The sequence below is a fragment of the Paenibacillus sp. FSL K6-1122 genome (assembly GCF_037977015.1).
In the GTDB taxonomy this organism is placed as follows: Bacteria; Bacillota; Bacilli; order Paenibacillales; family Paenibacillaceae; genus Paenibacillus; species Paenibacillus amylolyticus.
This window is the reverse complement of sequence record NZ_CP150272.1, coordinates 6,103,173-6,128,152: the sequence shown is the minus strand read 5'-3', so window position 1 is coordinate 6,128,152 and position 24,980 is coordinate 6,103,173. Positions and strand designations below refer to the sequence as shown.

Genomic DNA, 24,980 nt, shown 5'->3' with positions numbered 1-24,980 from the left:
CCCAGCTCATAGAGTGGGACCGAAATGATGTGTGTTTATTTTTGTTTATTTCACTTTTTGTACGGATACCGCCATTTGCTCGAGTTGAGTGTGAGTCAATTGGTTATTCGGTGAGCTGATGGTTACATAACGATCATCCAGCTTGAATGTGAGCATATCCGTTTGGTCTGGTGTATACCATTTGGCTGATACGCCATTAGGCAGTTTTACTGTTTTGCCATCATAGCTGAACGAATAATCTTTAGGGGATACCGTTACATTCATATGATTGAAAACAAAGTTTACACCATCACCGCCCGCACCTACACTTTTGAACGTATCTCCAGCAACCATGTGTTGTGGGGCATAGGCTGTTGTGAACCCGTCAAACTTCGCAAATGCTTTGCGAATGTTATCCAATTGTTGTTTGCTATAGTTCACATCTGCAAATGCAGTGATCCCTTCATTGTTGCTGTTGGCTTTCTGAACAGAGACAGCGACTTGTTGCAACTGAGCTTGGCTCAGCTTATGATCCGGGGAGCTAAGCGTAACGTAGCGATCATCCAGTTGGAATGTGAGCATGCCCGTTTGATCTGGTGTGTACCATTTGGCGATCACGCCATTGGACAGTTTCACGTCTTTGCTCGTATAACCGTCCGAATAATCTCTTGGAGACACATCCACTTTCATATGGTTGAAAACAAAACTGACGCCGTCGCCACCCGCACCTACACTTTTGAACGTGTCACCTGCGATCATCTGCTGAGGGGCATAAGCGGTCTCGAACCCATCGAATTGTGCAAAAGCTTTTTGAATCGCCTCTTTTTGTGCTGCGCTATACGTTACATTTGTCAAAGCTGATGGATTGCTTGTTGCTTGGCCGATAATGACCTGTCCTTTTTTGCCGTCATAGGATACGGGTACATGCAGTGCATCGGCAAGCGCACGTACAGGCAGATAAGTAGAGTTGTTATAAGTAATTGGCGCAAGTTTGTTGCCATTGCCATCCGTTGGTGAGTAAGTCGCGCCATCGACATTGAAGCTAATTCCATGGTTAAGATATGCGGAGATTTTCTCCAGCTGTGTTCCGGCGAATACACCCGTTGCTCCTGTTAAAGTCATGCCCAGTACCATCATCGTTGCTACGGATTTCTTCATGTTTTTTTTCATCCTATATCTCTCCTTCAAGTTGGGGTTTGGTTTGTTTAATGGGCTCGCTGTCCCTTATGGCTTTATATTAAACCCCGAACATATCCAGAATAATTCTGAATTATCTCCAACTTGTAAACATGTGTATATAAACGGAGAATGTAGAACGAAAACGGAAGCTGCTTGGTGTGTTGAACGTATTCTTTGCCGAATCGAAACATTTTAGTTAAAAAGATAGAGGATTAGTCCGCCAAAACCAAGTACAATCGCACCAACGTATACATAGGAAAGTTTGCTAAGGTTTTGCTTTGTGCGGCGATCATATTCGGGGTTGCTGGTCTGATTGGCTTTGGAATTTCCGATGATCATGGTAGCAATACCTCCAAACAAGGCAATACCCACAATTAAAACATAAGGCAACCAGGTCATGAATGGACCTCCTTCGCGAATAATATGATATGTCCTTATTGTACTTCAGGATAACCTTTGATGTAAGCTTTAGTTGAGAAATAAAGGAAAATGAAGTATCTATATTACAGTATGTATGTGGTCTTGAATCGGAAAGATCACTACAATTTTATATTTTTTTAATTCAAAAAAACCTTGATACAACAGGCGTTCGCAGCTTTCTTCACTGAAAGCTGTGAATTTTTTTTGCCCACAGAGTGATCCAGAATAGAGAACCCTGCGTTACACCCTATGAAGACGACGACGAGGAAAGAAATTATACACACAACATAATCGAGGAGTGAACACGTAATGAAAATGAAGATGAAGAAGTTTATCGCACCTGTACTTAGCTTGACACTGTTGATGCCGGGGATCGCTGGAGCAGCTGCCGCACCACAGACACCAATGACCATGATGAAAGCATCCGTGAACACACCTGCGGCTGACCTGAGAGCAAACCTGGACCACCTGTTGTCCGAGCACTTTGCACTCGCCGTAACGGCAATGGCGAAAGCCTATGACGGAGCAAAAGATGCAGATGCAGCCTACAAAGCACTCGACCAGAATGCACTGGATATGCAACCAGCAATCGCTTCCCTATACGGTGACGCAGGTGCCAAAGAATTCGAACGCATCTTCCGCGCTCATAACAAATACACAGATGATCTGGTGAAAGCAACCAAAATGGGCAACCAGGCTGGAATCAAACAAGCACAGGCAAACATCAACGGTTTCGTGGATGAGTTCTCCACATTCCTGAGCACAGCTACCGAAGGCAAGTTGCCAAAAGCAGCAGCCAAACAGGCGCTGAAAGTACATGAAGATCTCGTGCAAAAAGTATTTGATGAGTATGTAGCTGGAGATTACGCTGATGCATACAAGGCTTACCGTGAAGGTTTCAAAGAAATGTTCGACGTAAGTAAAGCACTCTCCACAGCAATTACGACACAAATGCCTGAGAAATTCGAAAATACCAAAGCGGATACAAAAGCAGCTGATCTGAGATCTGCACTCAACCACTTGGCTTCCGAACACTTTGCACTTTCGGCTCTGCAAATGCAAGAGCAATTTGATGGACGTACAGCCGCTTCCAACGCACTGATTACAACTGAAGCTGGAAACACAGCTGACTTCAAAGCAGCAATTGCTTCCGTTTACGGTAACGATGGTGCCAATGCTTTCGAGAAAATTTGGGTAACGAACCACGTTAACGCACAAAGCGACTATGTAAAAGCCGTTAAAAACAACGATGCTACTGCTCGTGCAGCAGTAGAGAAACGTATTGCTGGATTCACAACAGAGTTCGCTACATTCCTGGATTCTGCAACAGCTGGTAATCTGCCAAAAGCAGCAGGACAACAAGCACTGACAACACATGAAAATCAAGTACAAAACGTATTGAATCAATATGCAGCAGGTAACTATGATGCTTCTTACACAACAAATCGTGAAGGCTTCAAAGTGATGTTTGGTGTAGGTCAAGCTCTGGGTAACGCCATCGTGACTCAATTCAACGACAAATTCCAAGAGCCAGCAACACCAGCACCAGCGCCAGATATGACAACGGTGTGGATGCAACTGAACAGCAAAATGCTGAAAATTAACGATAAAACAACCAACATGGATACCACACCAGTGCTTTGGAAAAACACAACATACATTCCATTGCGTTTCCTGAGTGAAGGTATCGGTGCAACGGTGAAATGGGACAAAAAAGCACAACAAGTAACGGTAATGGCTGGCGATGATACCCTTGAATTCTGGGTGAACAACAACGTTATGGAAGTAAACGGCGTGAAGAAAAATGTGGGTGCAACTGTATTTGTAAACAAAGATGGACGTACGCAAGTTCCTCTGCGCTTCATTGCTGAACTTCTGAACTGGGACGTGAAATGGGCACAAAAAGATGGTTCCATTACGCTGACTAAATCGATGTAATATAAAGTTTTCATATGAATCAAACAAAAGAGCTGCCCCATACGGCAGCTTTTTTGTATTCACCCAAAAGTTCAAATATTTGGTATAATCATCGAGTAATGACCTACATAACAGCTTGAATAGCCGATGGAGTCTAGAATGATGTATGATAATTTGGTATAAGCAAAATGAAAAGGGGGACAGAGGAATGAGTACATCATCAAAATCGGAGCGTCCAGCGAGAAATGTGGATACCCGGTTATTTGTTGCTTGGGCCGTTTCCGTTATCGCAACAGGGGGGAGTCTCTATTTCAGTGAGATCAAGGGCTTTCTTCCATGTGATCTGTGCTGGTACCAGCGTATATTCATGTATCCACTAACGATTTTGCTGGGCATTGCCTACTTTAAGGATGACGTGGGCATCACCAAATACGTACTCCCACTGAGTTTCGTCGGTGGTGGCATTTCGTTATATCATGTAACGATCCAGCGTATTTTTTCAGCTACAGGTAATGCCGTCGCGTGCGGTAAGGTTCCATGTTATACCGACTATTTGAACTGGTTTGGTTTCATCACGATTCCATTACTGGCACTGATCGCCTTTATTATCATCATCGTGATGCTGTGGGGTATCGGCAAAACACCAAAATCTTCTTAATAAGAAAGGATAGATGGTGATGAGCGGACAAGCTCGTTGGTTCATGCCCTTCCTGGTGCTAATCCTCTTGGTCGCTGGCTGCTCCTATGAGGAGCAATCTGCTTCTGGGGAGATGCCGGAGATGATCCGGGTGAAACTCATGATGCCGGATAAGGCAAAAGTGAATGAAGAGGTCGCTTTGCAGATCAAGCTGACACAGGGAGAACAGCCTGTAAATGATGCGGATCATGTGCAGTTTCAGGTATGGAATGAGCAGGATGAACCCGAAGCCCCTTCATTCGATCAAGGAATGATGAGTGCCGAAGAACTTGAATCTCGAGGAGCGACGAAGGCTGTATCTATAGGCGATGGTGTATATGAAGTAAAACATGCGTTTCAGGAACCCGGAGTGTATGTCGTTCAGGCGCATGTAACCTCAGGAGCGATGCATACCATGCCTCGAACAAAGGTAACCGTGGAGTAATCGTTGTAGTTCACCCGATGAATATACCGTGCAAGCTCTTCCAAGTGGTACGGTATATTTACCGGGTGTTTCAGTGTGTCTACGATTTTTCGCATATATTCAGCCTTGACCTTGAAGTATACTTCAAGGTTTATTCTTTTTTTATCAAGAAATATTGGAGGCTGAATAATGAGAATTTTAGAATGGATTTTGGTATTGGTAACCATAGCTGCTACGGTACTCATACTGGTGTTTCCGAAGCGCCGGGCAATGACAATGGGGACGCTCACAGCTCTGGTTCTGACAGTGCTTCTGCATGGCTTAATCAATTCATTTCGCGTGCAGATGATACCAACCTATATCGTCACACTTGTATTATTCATTACATTAATCATTCAAGTCATGAAATCATACCGCGGTGATCGTTATGTTCAGAGCGTGCGGAGACCCAACCGTCTTTCAAGAATAAAAATGACGCTGGTATCGATCCTGGTTCTGGCCTTCAGTGCAGGTTCAATCATACTGACCTGGCTCTTACCTGCTTTTACGATGCCTGAACCAACCGGCACATATACCATTGGCACGTTCTCTCAACACCTGGTGGATGAATCTCGCGAAGAGACCAAAACACCCGAGACAGGAGATAAGCGCGAACTTATGATTAATGTGTGGTATCCGGTGGATCAAAAAACCGCCCAAGGGCTGCCGCTGGAGCATTACCCTAGTGAACTGGGAGAAGCGATCAGTCTGGTGTTTGGCATTCCGTCTCAGGTGTTCAGTTATCTGGATACCATTCCAACACATGTGGTGCAAGGAGCTGAGATGTCCGCCGTCCAAAGCAAGTATCCGGTTTTGCTATTCTCGCCGGGTATCCGCTCAGCCCGTTTTCAGAGCATGACGATGATTGAGGAGCTGGTTAGCCACGGTTACATTGTGGTGGGGATAGATCACCCTTATACGTCAGCACAAGTGACATTCCCCGATGGACGTGCAGTCTCCTATCAGGCTGACCCTGAATTTGCAACGTCAGGGGAACTATATCAATATAATATAAAAGGTATAGGTATTCGTGCAGAGGATGCTAGCTTTGTACTGGACACTCTCACACAGTGGAATTCACATGATCCGAATCAATTGCTCGAAGGCAGGCTTGATCTGGATTCTGTCGGTATCTTGGGTCACTCCTACGGCGGTGCAACCACGGCGGAAGCGCTGGCTCAGGATGACCGTTTCAAAGCAGGACTTAGTTTGGAAGGCGGTTTCTGGGGTAAAGTATCCACAACAGACTTGAAACAGCCGTTTATGTATATCATGTCGGGTGGGACAGCCAAAAGTCTGGACCCGGACGCCACTGCCAAGGATAAAGTATTTTATCCCGAGTTTGAGCCTGATTTGGATCGGGTGATGTCAAACAGTCTTAATGATACCTATTATCTGACAGTGGAGAATTTATTTCATCAAAGCTTTACGGATATTTCGTTAATTTCACCGAAAATGTTTGCCAGAGGCATGACGCCAGAACATAATGTGGATATAACCAGATCCTATGCGCTGGCATTCTTTGACCGTTATTTGAAGGGGGAGGAGCAGCCGTTGTTGCAAGGCCCTTCATCTAAATTCCCTGAGGCCACTTATGATACCAAGTATACCAAGCTACGTCACCAAAAAGCGGAATAACCCAGCAGAAGGATGGAGAGTATCTATGGAAACCATGACAAGAGGAGAGCTGGCTAAGCGTACCGGTGTAAGTATGGCAACCCTCCGTTATTATGAGGACAGCGGGATTCTGCCCGCTCCCGGTCGTTCCTCCAACGGATACCGGGTGTATACTGAGGATTATTTGGTGAAGATTAAATTTATTAAGGATGCCCAGTCGCTGGGTTACTCTCTAAAGGAAATACAGGATACGTTACAGTTACTCAGTCAGGAAGACATGGAAAAGGAAACGTTAAAAACCCTTGTACGCGAACGCATTACTGACATTCAGAAGCATATTGACCATCTGGAACAGCTGCAGATTAATCTGGCACGACTGTTGCATACACCGGAGGACGATATCGACAATTATATTCAATCGTTCAGGGTGCAGAAGAAAGAGCCGTAATCGCGGCTCTTTTCCTGTTTAGCAGAAAACAGGCGTGGACTATTGAGCAGGGAATCGGAGATTTAGAAAGAATACATAGTTTAGTTTGCCAATACATAATGGTGGTTAACGTGATTTCAATAATTTCAATAATGAAATTCACACCACAAAAGGAGTAACATTTTCTATGAGGGATTTACAAGGTTTTGTATCCGATTACATCAAAGGAAAGAAACATCTGCATCTTGAGATTGGCATCATTACAAAGGGAGATATCGAATATCATTCATTGGGCAATCCCAAAAAGAAGAGTGTGGCTGCTCCTGAACACAGGTTGTTCGAAATCGGCTCTGTAACCAAACTTTTTACATCGATCCTCCTATTAGAATTGGAGCGTCAACAGCAGCTTTCCACGGATGACACGGTTGGCAAGTACATATCCAACGGTAAAAACGATTATTTGAATAAGGTTACCTTAAAAAGTCTTGCGACGCATACGTCTGGATTACCCGGAGTTGCCACAAACCTGTCCTCGAAGAAAAATCGATACAATCCGTATTCAAATTATACGGAGGATGATTTACTTGCTTTTTTATCGGATGCTGACTTTGCGGATCAGATGGGTTCATTCGAGTATTCCAATACCGGCGTGGGCTTACTGGGCTATATCCTATGTAAAGTATCAGGCAGTACATATGATGATTTGCTGAAAAAATATATCACAGGTCCATTAAAGATGACGGAGACAGCAGCTATGCTGAATCCAGAACAGAATGGCAGATTTGTAGATGGACATACGTCAACGGGGAAAAAGATGCCTCACTGGGATACGGGTGTACATGAAGGCGCAGGGGCGATCAAGTCATCTCTTCACGATATGAGTTTATTTGTACAGGCCAATCTGAATGAAGATCATCCGCCAGCCTCTGCAATACAACAAAGTCATATGCCTGTGATGATTGGAGATTCAACTCATCATTACGCCTGGTTTAGTGATAACATCTCGGATCAGAATATACTCTGGCATAACGGTGGCACATTTGGTTTCTCCAGTTATTTGGCTATAAATAAGGAACAGGGTATAGGCATCGTATTATTGTCCAATTATTGTTTTGGATCAGCCTCTATTGTGGATGAGTATCTGGATGCGATATTCAAGTTTATAACTAAAAAAGACCTTTATCCACTCATGCCGCTAGACCCTGTGGGTAATAAAATACTGGAAGCCATGATGCAGAGATAAACGCAGAAGTGCCATTAGAGTAATGGGAAATGAGGAACAAAATTTAACACCTCCAATAGAGATCGCCTGAGGATGTACTTCGGCGCTCTCTGTTGGAGGTTTTTTTCGTTCTATCTTAATAGTCTTGATCATGACATACCCGCTTCACGCAGAAAATGGTGCACAATCTTCGTCTGATACTTGATACGGGTCGAGCGTTTCAGACTCCAACAGGTCTCCACCGTGACGGAACGGGCTTGTAATACTCTTGAAGCCGCTGTACGTGCAGATCCCGGCAATTCATGCTGCTTGAGGTTAAAATGACGATCACGAATGGCAATCGACCGATTCATCTGTTCGATAACTCTTCTGCAAGCTGGAATCGTCCGACTGCCGGGATTGGTGATCAACGTCTGTCCAAGCACCCGTGAACTAAGCTGTGACAGGCCATTGGCTTCATGCAGATCGAGCCACCAGTCGGCCCGATGTTCACGCGCCAGCTGAAAAACTGCCGCAGCGAGCGGATGCTTGGCCTTGCCTGACATACGACGTGGAAACGTACGATTCAAATCTGGCTTGCCTCTGATTTTCTTAGCGTAGGCTTGCTGGTTCACGCGTGGCACGATAATTAACAGCCCTCGCTGAATGGCGTGACGACCTGTCGCAATATCATCTGCGAGTTTTTGCGCAGCGGCCATACTCGCCGTTTCATTCCCGTGAACCCCGGATGTAATGAACATCACGGGTCCCGGCATCATGCCACGTACAATGAAGTAGGGAGTAGCGTGTACGGTGGATGCTAGAAGGACATGTTTGGTCACAAGCATGACGCTTCACCTCCGTTATTACAGTACGCCATGTCCCTCTTTCATGTAACGGCGTAAGAACAGGTCTTCATCCTATTTCCTCACAAAATGGGCCGACTAATACACCCGATGAATGATATCTTCAAAATCGGGTTCTTTCATCTCTACATCTTCAATCTCACCCCAGTGCTCCAACTGTTTCAGAATGTCCATTGTGCTCCATTCCTTCCGGTTCACTTCGACGGTGACAATCTGTCCTTCCACTCCAGTAATATGTATCGCGGACGACACAACATCCGGGATATGAAACGCTCCTCGGAACGTTACCCGAATCAGCGTAGGTAGTCCGATGGTTTCGCGAAGTGACGAAATCGTACCGTCATAGGTCAGTTGACCATTGTTAATCACCATGACCCGGCTGCATAACTGCTCAATGTCGTCCATGTCATGTGTGGTCAGCAAAATCGTTTTGCCAAACGTTTCATTTAATGTACGTAGAAATTGACGAATGTTCCGCTTTGCATTCACATCCAGTCCGATCGTTGGTTCATCGAGAAAAAGCAGTTCGGGATCATGCAGCATGGAAGCTGCGAGATCGGCACGCATGCGTTGTCCAAGCGAGAGCTTGCGGACAGGCGTGGCCCAGAACGATTCAAGGTCCAGCAGCTCGGCGAACTGGGACAGTCGTTTCTTTTTATCCTCGGCACGAACGCCGTACATCTCGGCCAGAATATCATATGAATCTTTCACGGGCAGATCCCACCAGAGCTGACTGCGCTGTCCAAACACAACGCCTAGTCGACCAACGGTCCTGCGCCTGTCCTGATGCGGGTTCATACCGTCAAGCCTTACCTCACCCGAGGTTGGGTGCAGGATACCTGTCAGCATTTTGATCGTGGTAGACTTGCCAGCCCCGTTCGGACCGATGTAACCCACAAATTCCCCTGGGCCGATATCAAAACTGATATCGCGTACCGCTTCCTTGGACACATATTCACGTGAAAATAACGTACGTAGACCGGAGAAACGTCCTTCGCGAATAACAGGAGTTTTGAATTCCTTTTGCAGATGCCTTGCTGTGATCATGTTCATGATTCGTTACGCCTCCTTAGCTACCTGTACTTTGATATTTGGTCATGCCGAATTGCCAGAAACGCAGACTTGCAGCCAAACTCAGTACGGCAACCGCCGCAACAGCAACAAGAATCCACGCTCCTCCTTCACCCCGTAGCAGGTACAGTGACGGAATGTAGTTGACGAATCCCACCGGAATCACCGTTAACAGAATGCCAGACATCCATTTGGGATATAACGTTAGCGGATATTGGGCAGCCGTTCGAGCGGCATCTTCAGTGATCGTCTGTAATTCCTCGATACGTGTGGTCCAGAATCCCAATGTGGCGGTAGCAAGTCCGATGGAAAAGAGAATGACTGCACCGGTCAGGATAATGAACAGGGAGAAGGGAATGGCTATCCAGCCAATCTGTCCGCTATGCATCATGCCTGCCAATGACCAGCAGAGAATGAACCCGCCTTGCAGGACTTCCCCAGCCATGATGCGGAAGTTTTGCGGCAGCAGTGCCAGCAATACGGGCATGGGACGAGTTAACAGTTGATCAAGCTCACCATTAACCAGGTATTTTTCCAGATGGTGAACCTCATTGCCAAATGTGCGATACAGTGTTTTGGATAACGTCATGATGGCGAAGAGATAACCGATCTCATGGAGGGACCAGCCTTTAATTGCTCCGAATTTGTGCAGCACGAGAGCAACCATCAGAAACTCGGAGATCTGAATTAAAGCGGCCAGTACGGACGCCATGATGAAATTGAACTTGTATTGCATCCGACTGCGGATGCTTGTTCGAATGAGCATTTTATATAAATTGAACCAGGAAGTCCGTTTCATCCTCCTTGTACCTCCACTTTACGACGTAACACTTGGGTGATGGCAAGACAGATCAACGTCATAAAGACACACCAAAGCAAGGTTCCCCATAACAAGGAGCCATCTTCGAAACCAAGATAGATTCGGGTAGGTACATAGAGCAGGAAAGGGTAGGGTGATATCCAGGCAAGTTGTTCAAGCCAGTTCGGTAGCCATTCCAGCGGAATGAAAAAACCAGCCAGCAGATTCATCATCGCGTGATTGCCCCAGTGAAGCCAAGAGGACTCCGTGGTCCACATCGACGTGGCACCAATGATGTAGTTCATGCAGATGGACAAGTATGCGGCGCCAGCAAGACCAAGTGCGGCATAGAATAGTGTTGAAACGTCTGAGGGCCAATGTAGGGAAAAGACAATGGAGAAGAGCAGGTAGATCGGAATACTTTTGTACACGAACTGGTAGGCAATCTGCCCCCATTCGCGTGCCATCAGGTGGGTGAACAGATGAACAGGCCTCATCAGATCCAGTGCGATCTGCCCTGTCCTGACGGATAAGGGAATACCCAATCCGTTCGTGAGAAAACCCGAGATCCAGAGAGAGGATTGCGTGAACGCAATGTAACTGATCATCCCCTGTGTCCCGTATTCTCCGAGAGTATGGTCGGCCCCGATGCCGATCCAGAGGCAGGCATACATGTAACCAAACATGGCGCTTGCCAAGTTATGTACCATGTGTGCCCCGCGGTATTGCAGATTCCGGGAGTAGGCTTTGGAAGCCAGAGTGAAATAAAGCATGTGACACCTCCGATAAGTGGATTGAACGGCGTTTCCGTTCACTTCAGTCAAGGCGAAAAAGAGAGAAGGACAACAGCATACCAATTTATTCCTTCACAGGCAAGACATTTTTTTAGCTAATAATGGTATTAACAGGGGTGTTCATGATTGCGCCACAAGACAACGGTCTGTCCGTTCATTTATAATTGAGAGGTAGTATCGCAAACGTTTACAATGTGAAATATTCAAATTTTAAATAAACCGCCGGGCTTGTGCTTGACGATTGAAGATACAGAACGAACAATCCGGCAAGAGAGAAGGATGTCATGAAGAAAATTGCATGGGTCACTGATAGTACCAGTACACTGGATCCCGTTTTTGCGGAGCAAAATCATATCTACATCGTACCGCTGCGCATCGTATTTGGAGAGGAATGTTACCGGGAAACCGATGACATTACATCTGAAATGTTCTATGAGAAACTTGCGGAGGCTTCACGTGCGAGCAGTTCGCAGCCACCCATTGGCGAATTCATTGAACTGTATGAGTCGCTCAAAGACAAGTACGATGAGATTATTACGATTCATTGCTCTACAGAGCTTAGCGGAACGCTGCATACGTCCATGCAGGCTGCAGAGATTGCAGGAGTGACGGTGACCGCAATTGATTCGAAGGCAGGTGCCTATCCTCACCGTGAGATGATTATGCAAGGACTGGAATGGCAGAAGCAGGGATGTTCAGCTGCCGAGATCAAAGTAAACATTGAACAAATGATTGATAACATGTCCTTTTACCTCATACCGGCCAGTCTTCAACATCTTCACCGCAGTGGCCGGGTGTCGGGCACACAGCTGATCATCAGTCAACTGCTCAAGATCCATCTGCTGCTTCGATTTGAAGAGGGCAAAGTGGTTGTGAATGAGAAAATTCGCACGTTCAAGCGGACAAAAGAGCGCATGCTGGATATGCTCAAGCTGGATGTGGAGAAAGTAAAACATGTGTGCATTATGCATGCGAACAATCAGGAAGAAGCCGTCACGATCAAGAAGCAGATTGCCAATCTGCTCCCTAAATTAAAGACCGAAATCATGCCGTTTATTCCTGTGGTGAGTATTCATGCAGGTGCAGGAACCATTGGGCTGTGCTGGATACACAGCGAGAACGGATATAGAGACTAGAAGCACCAGCATTGATCTACAGACACTCATAGACCTGGCAGGAAACACACTTATACCAAAGTGGTGCTCCTGTCAGGTTTTTTCGTATGTCATTGCCAATTCAAACAAACTGTGAGGTAATAAAGAAAACTGTTCATGTTGGAGGGAAACATGTGTTAAGTCACCGCTTGTTGCTTGTTGAAGATGATCGTTCAATTAGTGAGATGGTCGGGCCGTACTTGGAAAAAGAGGGCTACGACGTCACTTATGCATATGATGGCTTAGAGGCAGAACGTCAGTTCAGCCAGTCACAACCCGGGTATGATCTGGTTATTCTGGATCTGATGCTGCCCCGCAAAAGTGGGATGGATGTGCTGCAAACCATTCGGGCAGTCAGTCTGGTACCTGTGCTCATTCTGTCTGCGAAGGATGGGGAGGTGGACAAAGCATTAGGTCTGGGGTTCGGTGCAGATGATTACTTGAGCAAACCTTTCTCGTTAATAGAACTGACTGCCCGCATCAAAGCTGCGATTCGCCGCGCCAATTATACCACTCCGCCTGTGGCTGAAGTGGCTAAGGATCAGCGTATTCACATTGGAGGACTTGTAGTTGACATGGAGACGTACGAGGTGGAGCGTGAAGGGACACCCGTCAAACTGACATCCAAGGAATTTGGAATTCTGAAGCTGTTGGTTACCCATCCTGGCAAAGTGTTCACCAAGGCCCAGATCTACGCTTCCGTCTGGAACGATCATTATTATGGAGACGAAAATATCATTAACGTACATATGCGTCGTCTGCGTGAGAAACTGGAGGCAGACCCTTCGGCTCCCCAGTATATCAAGACACTCTGGGGCATCGGATATAAGCTGGAGGCGGAGCAGGGATGACACTGATTTTTGCCAGTACAACAGCTATTCTGGCCATTGTAGTCATTGGGTTGTGGATGAGATTGCGGAAACGCAGTCAACACCTGTCCTATATTCATCACAAAATATCCGATATCCTGGATCAAGGCACCTTTGAGCGCTTACTCGTATTCAACAGTGATGATCAAGTTAGCCAGCTTCTGAAAGATATGAACCAGCTGCTGGACTATGCGCACCGCGCGAAGGCTGGTTATACGAACCAGGAGAAGGAGATGCGTAATATGCTCTCCAACATTTCTCATGATCTGAAAACGCCACTCACGGTTGTGATGGGTTATAGTGAGACCTTGCTGCACAGTTCATCACTGACCGATCAGGAACGTAAGATTATGACGGAGAAAATACAAGATAAGGCGCAGGAAGTGCTGCGTTTGATCCATTCCTTTTTTGATCTGGCAAAGCTGGAATCTGGAGACACGGAGCTAGTGCTTAGTCGGGTGAATTTAAGTGAACTATGCCGGTTGAAGATGCTTTCCTTTTATGAGATGTTGACGAATCTGGGATTGTACGTGGAGCTGGAGATACCTGCGGGTGATATCTTCGTGCAAGCGAATGAAGAAGCATTGGACCGTGTGCTGGATAATCTCATTACCAATGGAATGAAATACGGGGCAGATGGTAAGGTACTGGGGCTTTCACTTGATCATGCGATAGGTGCACCTGTGACGTTACAGATCTGGGACCAAGGAAAAGGGATTCCTGAGAGCGAGCATAGTCGTGTGTTTGAACGCATGTATACACTGGAGGATTCCCGCAATCGACTCTATCAAGGCAGCGGCCTGGGTCTGACCATTACGAAACGGCTAGTTGAGCGGATGGGTGGAAGTATTCACTTGCATAGTGTGCCACATCAACGGACTGTATTCTCGGTTACCTTAAAGGCTTGGTAGACCCTGCGTTGGCGTGTCCGGTCAGACTTAAGGTTTTTGTAAGATTTGATTAATAAAAAAGAAGACTTTTCTCTTTACAATATAGATATAGGAACCCGGACAGGGGACGTAAAGGAGAACAAGGACGATGAATTATATCGCACGAACAATAGATGTGACCAAAGTATATGAAGGGGTGGAGGTTGTATCCAACGTCAATATGAATATTAAGCAAGGTGAGATCTATGGATTCCTCGGTCCGAATGGTGCTGGTAAAACAACCATCATGAAGATGCTCACCAATCTCGTCAAACCAACCACAGGGGAGATTGAACTGTTTGGGGAGAAGCTTACGCCGACCTCCTATGAAGTGCTGAAGCGAATGGGCAGTATTATTGAATACCCTTTTTTTTACGATAGGCTGTCTGCTCGCGAGAATCTGGAACTTCACTGTGAATACATGGGATTTTACAACAAAAAGATCATCGACAACACGATGGAAATGGTAGGGCTGAAGGATACGGGCAAGAAACCGGTCAAAGACTTCTCCTTGGGCATGAAGCAGAGGCTGGGACTGGCTCGTGCACTTATAACCACACCTGAACTGCTCATTCTGGATGAACCGATCAACGGATTGGACCCTGTAGGGATCCGGGAGATGCGAGATTTGTTCAAGCGCCTTAGTAATGAGTATCGCATTACCCTGTTGGTCTCCAGTCACATTCTTGGCGAGATAGAGCAGATTGCGGACACAGTTGGTGTCATTCGCGGCGGTCGTTTGGTGGAGGAAGTATCGATGGAGAGCATTCGTGGAAGTCAAAATGAGTACATCGAGTTACAGGCGGTGGATATCCGCAAAGCGACCTATGTCATTGAACACCAGCTTGGTTTGAGTAATTATAAACTGGTTGATGACCAAACGTTACGCATCTATGATCCGGGAATTATTCCATCAGAACTGAACACCAAGCTGATCCAACACGGCATTGAGATCGAATCGATATCCAAACGGGCTCATTCCCTGGAAGAACACTTCATGAAGCTTGTGAAAGGGGATGAAGACGTTGCTTAAACTAATCAGACTTGAGATGCGGAAGCACCGTTTTGCACGTAATTTTGCAGGTGCAGGTATTGCCAGCATAGCCATTCTTCTTTTCCTGATCATGATTGGATTCGTGGATGTGGGAGCAGAAGATTATGCCTATGCCGATTACCAGACCGCCTTTATGATTATTGATACGTTTGTGAGAGCGACCTTTATCATATTTGCAGGAGCTTTATTATCCAAGCTGGTGATCAGTGAGTATAGAAATAAAACGATGAACGTCATGTTCACCTATCCCATCCAGCGTCATAAAATCATCGCTGCCAAATTGATTATCGTGTTTGGTTTTACATTTGTGATGATTATGGTTAACGATCTGTTCATGGGCTCACTATTGTTGATTGTTAATCAATTCTACTCCTTCATTCCTGAATCACTGACGAATCGGGATATATTGGGACTTCTGGTGAAGTACAGTATAAGTTCTTTATCGGCTGCGTGTATGGCACTCATTCCCCTATTCTTCGGTATGCGTAAGCATTCTGTTACAACTACAATGGTCTCGTCCATTTTGCTGGTTTCGATTGTCTGCTCCGGATTCAACGGGTCGGAAGTTTCCATTCATTCGCTTATTATTATCCCTCTGACCCTTGGAGCAATAGGGATATGGATTGCTTCGATGTCCATGGTTCGTCTGGAGACAAAAGATGTGAACTGAATCATTCGGAAAACCATGCTCTGTATGGCTTCAGATGCCATTGACATCCGCTCGTACAAGGGATAGGATAATGTCAACTGAGACACGAAGGAGAATGCAACTACCATGACGATTCCAAAAACATTAACAATAGCTGGTTCGGACACGAGCGGCGGTGCAGGTATTCAAGCTGATTTGAAAACTTTTCAGGAGCTGGGTGTGTATGGCATGACCGTACTGACTACGGTTGTGGCAATGGAGCCCGAAACATGGGATCACCAAGTCTTTCCTGTTGAATTAAATGTGGTTGAAGCGCAGCTTCGCACGGTTCTGGACGGCATCGGTTTCGATGCAATGAAGACAGGTATGCTCGGTTCTGTAGATATTATTGAACTGGTAGCAAAACATATTCGCCGCAGCGGTCTGCCACAGATCGTTATCGATCCGGTAATGGTCTGCAAAGGTACAGACGAAGTACTGCAACCGGAAAATACGGAAGCGATGATCGAATTCCTGTTGCCAGGTGCTGATCTGGTTACACCTAATCTGTTCGAAGCATCCCAACTGGCGAAGAGCGGACCTATTCGCTCCAAGGAACAAATGGAAGCAGCGGCAGCAGCAATTCATGCCCATGGCTCGAAACATGTTCTGATCAAGGACAGAGGTGTCATTAGCCCGGGTAAAGCAATGGATCTACTCTATGATGGAACCAACTACGAATGGTTTGAAGCCGATGTTGTCGGCTCCGGGTATACTCATGGTGCGGGCTGCACAACGTCTGCGGCGATTACCGCAGGATTGGCTCGTGGTCTTTCAGTGAAAGAGGCTGTTCGTGAAGGTAAAGCCTTCGTGACCAAAGCGATTGCCGGCGGATTCCCGCTGAACCGTTTTGTTGGTCCGACACTGCATGTGGCACACCGTCTGGAGCAACAACGTTAAGTGTTGCCAGGGAGCGCACAGTAGCGCATCAATTCTGGATAACACACTTCGATTTCATTCAAGTGGCTGTCAATGAGCAGGAGCTTGCTCGTTGATGGCTTCTTTTTTATGCGAATTTTTATAAAAATTAGTAACTTTTGGCTTATATTAATCGTATATATCATGGGAGCATTCCAAAACATGTGTGGACACATGAACGACACATGGAATAGGTATGTTATCATCAGAAATCTAAAAGGAGAGTCGGCCATGATCAGAACAGTGCTTCTGGTGGAAGATGAAAGCCGCATTCGTGAGATTGTGGCCGATTATTTCATAAAAGAACAATGGAACGTCATAGAAGCTGAACATGGAGTACAGGCACTGGAACTGTTGGCTCTGCATGAGGTAGATCTGGTTATTCTGGATGTTTTGATGCCTGAAATGGATGGATGGACGTTATGTGGGCATATTCGATCCCAATCCACCGTACCTATTATCATGCTGACTGCACGGTCCGAGGATGACGATAAAATTCATGGATTTCAGCTGGGCGTAGACGATTACGTTACCAAGCCGTTTAGTCCACGTGTGCTGGTTGCACGTGCAGAGACATTAATGAAGCGTGTTGAAGGTGCATTTGGACGAGAGCAGGGTGTGATTCGCTTCGGACAGGTAACCCTTGATCCATGGGCCAGACGTCTGGAGAAGGACGGAATTGAAGTGGAACTTGCACCAAAGGAATATGATCTGTTGCTTTATTTGGTACGTAATGCAGGCATTGTGTTGTCCCGGGATGCCATTTTGAATCGGATCTGGGGATTTGATTTTGAAGGGGACTCACGTGTTGTAGATACCCACATCAAGAAGTTGCGCAGCAAATTGGGTGATGAAGCCAAGTGTATCCGGACGGTGATTGGTACTGGATATCGTTTCGAGGCAGAAGCATGAGAAGAAATGGCGTAACGATGAAGCTTTTCCTGGTCATGGCAGGATGTCTGGTACTTCTATATGGGACGACGGTTTTTGCTCAGTTGGTCTGGTTCCCCGACTTCTATCAGCATCAAAAGGTCAGCAGTATGAAGAAAAAGCTGTCCAAGTTCGAACAGCAATACTCCAATGGGCATTGGAGTGATTTACAGCTAGCCAAGGAGACCGGGAAGTTCATGCGTCAGAATCAATCACATCTGGTCATTTTGACGAATACCGGAAGATTGGTTAATGACCCGTTCCACATTACGTTGCTTCAAGAGGATGGAAGTCACGTGAAAGTGTCCTTGTCCTTGTTTATCAATAGTGAGAATGCTGGCTGGATCACATCCCATCTGAAATATGGGCAAGAATTGACGGTGAAAGGTCCGGCCAGCGAATCCATGGTCTATCCATTCAAAATCCAGGATGCCACTTCTGCCGCATGGGGAACAGAAAGTTTTCAGGAATCGATTGAACCGGTAAAGGAATGGTCAGGCGTATTAACCGAGGTCGTTCTTCCCAATCTGGCAACGTGGAGTCAAAGGCAGGGACTGCTGGTGCAAGCACTGGATAGCCGGTTCCCGTTGTCCACCGAAGACCAACTTGCGTTGGCGAATGGCAAAATGCTCAATGAAGAATGGATGGATAGCTGGAGCGGTGTTCGCAATGTCATCACCATTGCTCCAGTGCATCGTTCCGGACCCGAGCAACAACTGATCTTTTCGCTCACCTCTCTACAGGAGATGAGGGAAGCGAATGAGGCAACACGTTTGTTCTATGCGTATTTTGGCATAGGGGCATTTATATTGATTCTGTTGCTGGCGTTGCTCCTGTCCCGAATTATAACGAAGCCGCTTTTGGCCTTGAACCATGTCGCCAAGAAAATGTCTACGCTGGATTTCACGGTGAAATCACCCATCCGGCGTAATGATGAGATCGGGAGTCTGTCTAACAGCCTCAATGCCTTATCGGGAACCTTGGGTCAGACACTGGAAGAGCTGAGGCAGGCCAACTCGCAGATGCGTACAGATATGGAAATGAAGCAGGAGATTGAACAGCGTCAGCGCAAGTTTTTTGCCGATGCATCACATGAACTTAAGACTCCAATCAGCATTATTAAGGGATATTCTGAAGGGCTGAAAGATGGCGTGAGTGAGAGCAAACGGGAGCGTTACATTGAGATCATTGCCGATGAGGCGATCAAAATGGAAACGATGGTTGAAGAGATGCTGGATCTGGTGCGACTGGAATCCTCAGCGGTTCAATTGAATACGGATGCTGTTGCTCTGGCAGACATGATTGAAGATATCGCCGGCCGTCTGGGCCCGCAACTGAAGGACAAAGGATTGGATGTGGTGCTTGTATCCACAACAGAACAGACGGTTGAGGGTGACCGAAGCAAGCTGGAGCAAGTTATTTTCAATATCATGATGAATGCTATACGTCATGCGATACCACATACCGATATAACTATTGAGATCAGCAGGCGTGAAGGTTTTGTCCATATTTCCATTGAGAACAAGGGCGAGCAGATAGCTGAAACTGAGCGGCAGTATATATGGGAGAGGTTCTATCGGGTAGAGCGCTCACGTAATCGTAAAATGGGGGGGACCGGGCTTGGTCTGGCCATTGCGAAGCAGATTCTTGATCTGCATGGGTGCAGTTATGGAGTGGAGAATACACCGGATGGAGTCCGTTTTTATATTATTTTTCCTAAAGCCTAGTACGAAAGGGAGTCAAATATTATGAAGTCTTTACCATCGATTTTAACCTTGGGGAATCTGAGTTCAGGCATGCTGGCAGTCATTATGGCTATTCATGGTGAATTTGCCCTGGCTGTGATGATGATATGGGTAGCGATGTTCTTTGATCTGTTTGACGGGTATGCGGCTCGTAAATTGCATTGTGAGGGTGAGTTCGGCAAGTCCTTGGACTCGCTTGCGGATGTAGTTTCATTCGGAACAGCACCCGTGCTGATTCTGTACCTGAATTCCATGATTGAAGTGAGTGTGCTGGGGATGGCACTGACTGCATTGTTTCCGATTTGCGGTGCTTTGCGTCTGGCCCGTTATAACTGTCAGAAGACAGCAAGCAGTGGTTTTGTCGGAATGCCGATTACATTTGCGGGAGGTCTGATGTCCTTTTTCGCACTCTGGAGTCCTTATTTCACACATGGTGTAGCCTATCTTGTCATTATTGTATTATCCGGTCTCATGGTGAGCCAAATCCGATTCCCGTCTCTAAAACAAGTGTTAGCCTCACATGAGAAGGATATTGTGGAACCGAAATAAGGAGCGAGTCAGTATGGAATTTGCAAAAGAATTTATTGGTCAATATGGTTATTTCGCAATATACGGACTACTGGCTCTCGGCGTTATTGGCATGCCGATTCCGGATGAGGTGATGATGACTTTTGTCGGTTATCTCGCCTCCATCTCGGTATTGAATTACTCCGTATCCATCGCCGTCAGTTTCGGTGGCGCATTTACCGGAGGGCTGCTTAGCTACATGATTGGCAAAAAAGCGGGCAGGCCGCTGGTTGAAAAATACGGCAAGTGGGTTGGCGTTAATGCCAAACGATTCAGCAGGGTGGAGTCGTGGTTCCTCAAATATGGGTATTGGTCCATCATCCTGGGTTACTTCATTCCAGGCATTCGTCATCTGATGTGTTGTTTCTCCGGAATTAGCAAGATGGCAATTGGCAGGTACGTAGTTGTATCGGGCATTGGTGCATTCGTCTGGTGTGTTGTCTTTATCTCGATTGGTTTTTATGTTGGCGTGTTAACTTAAAATGGGACAGCCTGTTGTAACAACAGGAAAAGATCGAAGACCTCTTGAGTGTAAGGTGGTCTTTTTTTGTTTTTCTATATATGGTCGGGGACCTCATTTTAAGTGATTTAATCGACTACAAGTAATTTATTCTTGGAGTTGTAGGCTAGCCCGCAAGCTATTTAAAGTAAACTCAAGCTCAGAGCTATTCCTCCGTTTAAATCTCCATGTAACTCTCGATGTAACTCTCCATGTAACTCGTTAGTGACGCAAGTATCTGACACTCCAGTAGCTAAAGTGGTTCGCAATTAGGTTTAATAGTAGTAACTCCAAAAGTTTCGGAGTCATTTCTAAAATTCTAACGAACTCAGGTGAGCTTATTATCGAGATAAGAGGCATGTTGGAATTCTAACGAATCCCAGCAATCTTATTTCTCGAAAAAGCCCGAAAAAGTGCCCTGATTTACTCCATATCATCACAATAAGGTGTCCTGAGTTCGTTAAAAAATGGATATGTACGATATCGGCGAAATAGAGTGTCTCATGTTCGTAAGATATACGTTCGATATCGTTGAGCGCCACTAGCGACATGTAATACTTGTTGATCGATCAAGCTGTGAAGAACTCTTCGAGCATGTTGATCCGTGATTCGCAGGTGTGTTGCTAGTTCCGAGGGGGCAAATGGACGGATGATGCGTCTGGCATAACGAACAGTCTCGGCTTCTAGCCAATTTAAGGATGTGGGAACGTCCGTAGCAATGAATTTTCCCATAAAAGAGAGCACAAGCTGTTGGCACCGTTTTGGTTCGTCTTTAATGGAGAGATACGCGATCGGCAGAAAAATCCAATCATCAAGCGTTAGCAGACAATGCCGCCAGCATAAATCTTTAAAACGCCGTACATCCAGATCACGGGCATGTGGCCCGTATCCTTGGATTTCAATACCTCCTTTAACGCCGTTACCTGGCATATATGCAAGATCCAGATACCGATAGCCGTTATGAAAGTCCCGTACCTCCCATTCCGGTTGCAAATGATTAAAGTTTTTCATCACCGGAAACCAGACTGAACGCAAAAATTCAAATGTGCCATGTTCAAGTCCATTTTCTAGTCTGGACAGCACTCTGGGGTTCGTTTCCTTCTCCAGAAGGGAGTGCATCCAAACTTCGTAAGCCTCCTCAAAATCAATGCTCATCGTCTTCATCTCCTCTAAAAATAAAATAAACGAACGTGAACAGGCTTCAGTTCGTCATGTCAAAATACAAAAAGCCGCTCTGACCATTTCCAACCTTCGCGTTGAAGGGGAGAATGGATCAAAGCGGCGTGTGCTTCACGACCAATATGTTACATTTCTAGATCAAGTATAGCTTTAAATATGGAATGATTTCAATACCTTTTCCAATAGAGGATATCTCAAGCCAAGGTCTGAATGCCAGAACGAGACTGGACGTATTCCGAGCTAGTAGGTGCTACACTTTAAATGTGTGAGAACGGGTCCCTTAATGTGCGAGTAAGCGATATAGACGCTGTAAAAGTAGATTATTCTCGCCTTCAAGGCTGTTTACATTTAAATTAAGTTCTTCGTACCGCGGGGTATGCGTCTTCTCTTGCTCATGCTTGGAAAGAAGCGTAGAGCGGGCAATAAGAGCTAAGGAATCTGAGACGTCTTATTCAGGGCGTTGAAGCACTCGCAGAAATGTAAGGAACCTGAGAAACGTTATTTCGGAATGTACAGCCATTTTCAGCGTTTTGTTATGAAAATTTGGGAAATAAGGTGTCTGATGTTTCTTACAATTGAAAAAGAGAGCCAGAGGACCAAATAAGATGTACTGGGTTCCTTAGAAAAAATGAAGGGTTATTCTTAAGGCGCAGCCGGCCTACATTTCAGGAATTTTACGCCCGTTGATGCTTCAAGACCGTGTTAGTATGTGTGACGACTGGATGCCTTGGGTGTGCCAAATGCGAAAAGCTAAAAGTGCAGCATATCATCAAGACACAGCTTACCTGAGTCGCAAGACACTCATAGTAATTCTAGGGACACAACTGAAGTCTAGAGTTCAGAGTGCCACAATGGAATCTTTATTGTTAAGTTTTGAACTGAGACATACCTCACCCGTTCAAATGAGAGTCTTCAATTCCTTTTTCAACCCGCTGCTCCCCTTTTTTACGTGCAAAGGTGATTTTGAGGAGTGGCGGAGTAACCAGTGTAGTCACAATAACCATGATCACAACGCTGGTAAAGTACTCCGAATCAAGCAAGCCCGAAGCAAGTCCGGTCGAAGCAATAATTAGAGCAACTTCCCCTCTGGAGATCATGCCTGCACCAATAGCAATAGAAGAGGAACGGTCGAACCCGGTCAGCCGGGCACCAGCTCCACCACCGATAAGTTTGGTAACAATAGCGATAAGGCTTATAACAACAATAAACCAAATCTGTGAACCCACACCATCAAAAGTGACATTTAAGCCGATACTGACAAAGAAAACCGGGACAAATATTCCGTAAGCAATCGGCTCGATTTTAGTTTCAACCTCATGTTTGAATTTGGTTTGGGAGATCGCGATACCAGCGGCAAATGCACCAATGATTCCAGCAACACCCATCCACTCTGCAAAGTACGAGAAGCCAAAACAAATAATCAATCCCGCAGTAATGACGGTCTCGGTAACTTTCAGTGGTGCCATCCACTTCATGATGCGTGGAACAAGGAACCAGCTGGCAGCGATGATGATCACAAAGAATAACAGCTTCTTGCCGATAAGCAGAGAAATCGAAGTGTCTCCTCCACCAGTACCCAGCAAGCTCATCATAACGGCAAGAATGACAACGACCAGGACATCATCAACGACAGCTGCTCCAAGGATGGTTGTACCCTCACGAGAGCTGAGTTGATCCATATCCTTCAACGTCTGAACCGATATACTGACGGAAGTAGCACAGAATAAAAGTCCAAAGAACAGCGCGTGTGTCTGTGACATACCAAATGCTATGGCTGAACCGTATCCTCCGATAAAAGGCAAAATAATACCGCCGACCGCTACCGCAAAGGCCGCCTTCCAGTTTTTCTTTAACTGTTCCAGATCGGTTTCCAGTCCCGCAATGAACATTAACAGCAATACCCCGATCTCAGCCATATAATGTACGAAATCACTTTGCTGAACCCAACCGAGAATTGCAGGCCCAAGGATGACACCCACAATCAGTTTCCCCAGAACCGATGGCTGACCCAATCTTACGGATAAATCACCAGCGAGTTTGGTAAAGATTAAAATCAGTGCAAGAACCAAAATAAATTCCATAGGTGTTCTTCCCTCCAGTAGTAGCGTCAATAGGTTAACCAGCCCAAGGGCGATCCATCCTCCGCTTCAAACAGACAAAAAGGCACAGAAAGGCATTAAGAAAGTGCCGTTCTGTGCCTGAAAAAAGACAAAGAGGGGCCCTTGGTGACAGGCTCCTCCAGTTTTCAACGCGTATGTGATTAATTGCATTAATTATACCACAAATACGGACTCGGGTAAATGGGAGCCGGTTTGGATTTGATTGAAAACGGCCATAAAGGGGCATTTTATAGTGGGGCGCAGCGGCTTTTGTTCAGAGTGTTGTCACTTAACAGCCCGGAATTGGCGAGATATAATGATATAGAACATAGAAGTTAGGATATGAGGAGGATTTTGCATTGGGCAAAAATAACAAAGGGGAGCGGAACATTCAGTCCCCGACGAGTAATAAAAATTTCGCAGGCATCATTATCACGATTTCCATTCTCGCTAATGTCATTATTTTATTATTGTTCTTCGCACCGTCGATTGGTTACAAAGGTGATGTAACCTTTGATATTACGGTGTTGCCGCGGTTTAATGCCGTGTTTAACAGCTTTACCTTTATCTTCCTGCTCGCAGCGCTTATTGCGATTATCAAGCGAAATGTGAAGCTGCACAAACGATTTATTCTTGCTGCATTCTCAACAACACTGTTATTCCTCGTGACCTATCTGACGTTTCATTACCTCTCACCAGAGACGTCCAAATACGGCGGCGAGGGCATCATTCGTTCCATTTATTTCTTCATTCTGATTACCCATAGTATACTGGCAGCCCTGATTGTTCCATTGGCGTTGTTCACACTTGTGTGGGGTTGGACAAATCAATTGAAGAAACACCGCAAAATTGCACGTTGGACTATGCCAATCTGGCTGTACGTCAGTTCTACAGGTGTCGTAGTATACCTGATGATGGCACCATATTATTAATGTGATGA

General features: G+C 45.8%; 25 protein-coding genes. 17 read left to right on the top strand and 8 right to left on the bottom strand.

The features are described 5' to 3' along the window. Positions 1-45: 45 nt before the first annotated feature. Together NSQ20_RS27540 and NSQ20_RS27535 are read right to left on the bottom strand one after the other, a co-directional pair. Positions 46-1,149, bottom strand: coding sequence for a hypothetical protein (locus NSQ20_RS27540; protein WP_340031228.1), 1,104 nt, complete (start codon positions 1,147-1,149; stop codon positions 46-48). 201 nt (positions 1,150-1,350) lie between these two features. Continuing rightward, positions 1,351-1,557 carry a hypothetical protein gene (locus tag NSQ20_RS27535; RefSeq protein WP_017692174.1) on the bottom strand — a complete coding sequence of 69 codons (207 nt, stop codon included), beginning with the start codon at positions 1,555-1,557 and terminating at the stop codon, positions 1,351-1,353. A 330-nt stretch (positions 1,558-1,887) separates the two neighbouring features. Between NSQ20_RS27535 and NSQ20_RS27530 the strand changes: the two genes are divergently transcribed. The 6 genes from NSQ20_RS27530 (at position 1,888) to NSQ20_RS27505 (ending at position 7,921) form a co-directional block, all read left to right on the top strand. Then, positions 1,888-3,516 (top strand): copper amine oxidase N-terminal domain-containing protein, encoded by a 1,629-nt coding sequence (locus tag NSQ20_RS27530; protein WP_340031227.1) that lies wholly within the window; start codon positions 1,888-1,890, stop codon positions 3,514-3,516. A gap of 187 nt (positions 3,517-3,703) precedes the next feature. Beyond that, positions 3,704-4,153, top strand: coding sequence for a disulfide oxidoreductase (locus tag NSQ20_RS27525; protein WP_047841622.1), 450 nt, complete (start codon positions 3,704-3,706; stop codon positions 4,151-4,153). Positions 4,154-4,172: 19 nt separating this feature from the next. Then, positions 4,173-4,616 carry a FixH family protein gene (locus NSQ20_RS27520; protein ID WP_282320186.1) on the top strand — a complete coding sequence of 148 codons (444 nt, stop codon included), beginning with the start codon at positions 4,173-4,175 and terminating at the stop codon, positions 4,614-4,616. A gap of 168 nt (positions 4,617-4,784) precedes the next feature. Beyond that, positions 4,785-6,272, top strand: coding sequence for a lipase (locus NSQ20_RS27515; protein ID WP_338707046.1), 1,488 nt, complete (start codon positions 4,785-4,787; stop codon positions 6,270-6,272). A 25-nt stretch (positions 6,273-6,297) separates the two neighbouring features. Continuing rightward, on the top strand, positions 6,298-6,699 hold the full coding sequence (locus NSQ20_RS27510; RefSeq protein WP_036606833.1) for a MerR family transcriptional regulator: 402 nt from the start codon (positions 6,298-6,300) through the stop codon (positions 6,697-6,699). Between the two features lie 166 nt (positions 6,700-6,865). Further along, positions 6,866-7,921 (top strand): serine hydrolase domain-containing protein, encoded by a 1,056-nt coding sequence (locus NSQ20_RS27505; protein WP_338707045.1) that lies wholly within the window; start codon positions 6,866-6,868, stop codon positions 7,919-7,921. A gap of 128 nt (positions 7,922-8,049) precedes the next feature. On the opposite strand, the gene NSQ20_RS27500 is transcribed toward NSQ20_RS27505, so the two are convergent. From NSQ20_RS27500 to NSQ20_RS27485, 4 genes are all read right to left on the bottom strand, one after another. After that, positions 8,050-8,727: a succinylglutamate desuccinylase/aspartoacylase family protein gene (locus NSQ20_RS27500; protein WP_338707044.1), complete on the bottom strand. Its 678-nt coding sequence runs from the start codon at positions 8,725-8,727 to the stop codon at positions 8,050-8,052. Between the two features lie 96 nt (positions 8,728-8,823). After that, the gene (locus NSQ20_RS27495; protein ID WP_338709005.1) at positions 8,824-9,792 is read right to left on the bottom strand and encodes an ATP-binding cassette domain-containing protein; all 969 of its coding nucleotides are present in this window, start codon (positions 9,790-9,792) and stop codon (positions 8,824-8,826) included. Positions 9,793-9,814: 22 nt separating this feature from the next. Continuing rightward, positions 9,815-10,615 (bottom strand): ABC-2 family transporter protein, encoded by an 801-nt coding sequence (locus NSQ20_RS27490; protein ID WP_124118164.1) that lies wholly within the window; start codon positions 10,613-10,615, stop codon positions 9,815-9,817. Continuing rightward, positions 10,612-11,388 (bottom strand): ABC-2 family transporter protein, encoded by a 777-nt coding sequence (locus tag NSQ20_RS27485; protein ID WP_036606839.1) that lies wholly within the window; start codon positions 11,386-11,388, stop codon positions 10,612-10,614. The genes NSQ20_RS27490 and NSQ20_RS27485 overlap by 4 nt, the downstream gene beginning before the upstream one ends. Before the next feature lie 305 nt (positions 11,389-11,693). Here NSQ20_RS27485 and NSQ20_RS27480 point away from each other — a divergent pair, with 305 nt between their 5' ends. The 10 genes from NSQ20_RS27480 to NSQ20_RS27435 all read left to right on the top strand — a co-directional run bounded on the left by NSQ20_RS27480 (position 11,694) and on the right by NSQ20_RS27435 (position 20,744). Further along, positions 11,694-12,545 carry a DegV family protein gene (locus tag NSQ20_RS27480; RefSeq protein ID WP_036606840.1) on the top strand — a complete coding sequence of 284 codons (852 nt, stop codon included), beginning with the start codon at positions 11,694-11,696 and terminating at the stop codon, positions 12,543-12,545. A gap of 152 nt (positions 12,546-12,697) precedes the next feature. Next, positions 12,698-13,414 carry a response regulator transcription factor gene (locus NSQ20_RS27475; protein ID WP_282320191.1) on the top strand — a complete coding sequence of 239 codons (717 nt, stop codon included), beginning with the start codon at positions 12,698-12,700 and terminating at the stop codon, positions 13,412-13,414. Next, entirely contained in the window at positions 13,411-14,343 is a 933-nt protein-coding gene (locus NSQ20_RS27470; protein ID WP_338707043.1) for a sensor histidine kinase, read from the top strand. Before NSQ20_RS27475 ends, NSQ20_RS27470 begins: the two co-directional genes overlap by 4 nt. A 127-nt stretch (positions 14,344-14,470) precedes the next feature. After that, positions 14,471-15,394, top strand: coding sequence for an ABC transporter ATP-binding protein (locus tag NSQ20_RS27465; protein ID WP_036606847.1), 924 nt, complete (start codon positions 14,471-14,473; stop codon positions 15,392-15,394). Next, entirely contained in the window at positions 15,387-16,085 is a 699-nt protein-coding gene (locus NSQ20_RS27460) for an ABC transporter permease (protein WP_076319681.1), read from the top strand. Before NSQ20_RS27465 ends, NSQ20_RS27460 begins: the two co-directional genes overlap by 8 nt. A 105-nt stretch (positions 16,086-16,190) precedes the next feature. Next, positions 16,191-17,003, top strand: a complete 813-nt coding sequence (thiD, locus tag NSQ20_RS27455) for a bifunctional hydroxymethylpyrimidine kinase/phosphomethylpyrimidine kinase (RefSeq protein WP_017692191.1) — start codon at positions 16,191-16,193, stop codon at positions 17,001-17,003. Positions 17,004-17,252: 249 nt separating this feature from the next. Next, a complete protein-coding gene (locus NSQ20_RS27450; protein WP_036606855.1) occupies positions 17,253-17,933 on the top strand; it encodes a response regulator transcription factor in 681 nt (226 codons plus the stop codon). Beyond that, a complete protein-coding gene (locus tag NSQ20_RS27445) occupies positions 17,930-19,678 on the top strand; it encodes a HAMP domain-containing sensor histidine kinase (RefSeq protein WP_338707040.1) in 1,749 nt (582 codons plus the stop codon). The genes NSQ20_RS27450 and NSQ20_RS27445 overlap by 4 nt, the downstream gene beginning before the upstream one ends. A gap of 21 nt (positions 19,679-19,699) precedes the next feature. Then, positions 19,700-20,245: a CDP-diacylglycerol--serine O-phosphatidyltransferase gene (gene pssA / locus NSQ20_RS27440; RefSeq protein WP_036606859.1), complete on the top strand. Its 546-nt coding sequence runs from the start codon at positions 19,700-19,702 to the stop codon at positions 20,243-20,245. A 13-nt stretch (positions 20,246-20,258) separates the two neighbouring features. After that, the gene (locus NSQ20_RS27435) at positions 20,259-20,744 is read left to right on the top strand and encodes a DedA family protein (protein WP_036606861.1); all 486 of its coding nucleotides are present in this window, start codon (positions 20,259-20,261) and stop codon (positions 20,742-20,744) included. 519 nt (positions 20,745-21,263) lie between these two features. Here the strand turns inward: NSQ20_RS27435 and NSQ20_RS27430 are convergent. Continuing rightward, entirely contained in the window at positions 21,264-21,917 is a 654-nt protein-coding gene (locus tag NSQ20_RS27430) for a transcriptional regulator (RefSeq protein WP_076319680.1), read from the bottom strand. Between the two features lie 914 nt (positions 21,918-22,831). After that, positions 22,832-24,022 (bottom strand): cation:proton antiporter, encoded by a 1,191-nt coding sequence (locus tag NSQ20_RS27425; protein ID WP_338707039.1) that lies wholly within the window; start codon positions 24,020-24,022, stop codon positions 22,832-22,834. Between the two features lie 377 nt (positions 24,023-24,399). On the opposite strand from NSQ20_RS27425, the gene NSQ20_RS27420 reads away from it, so the two are divergent. Beyond that, positions 24,400-24,972 (top strand): DUF420 domain-containing protein, encoded by a 573-nt coding sequence (locus tag NSQ20_RS27420; RefSeq protein ID WP_340031225.1) that lies wholly within the window; start codon positions 24,400-24,402, stop codon positions 24,970-24,972. The last annotated feature ends 8 nt before the right edge of the window (positions 24,973-24,980 follow it).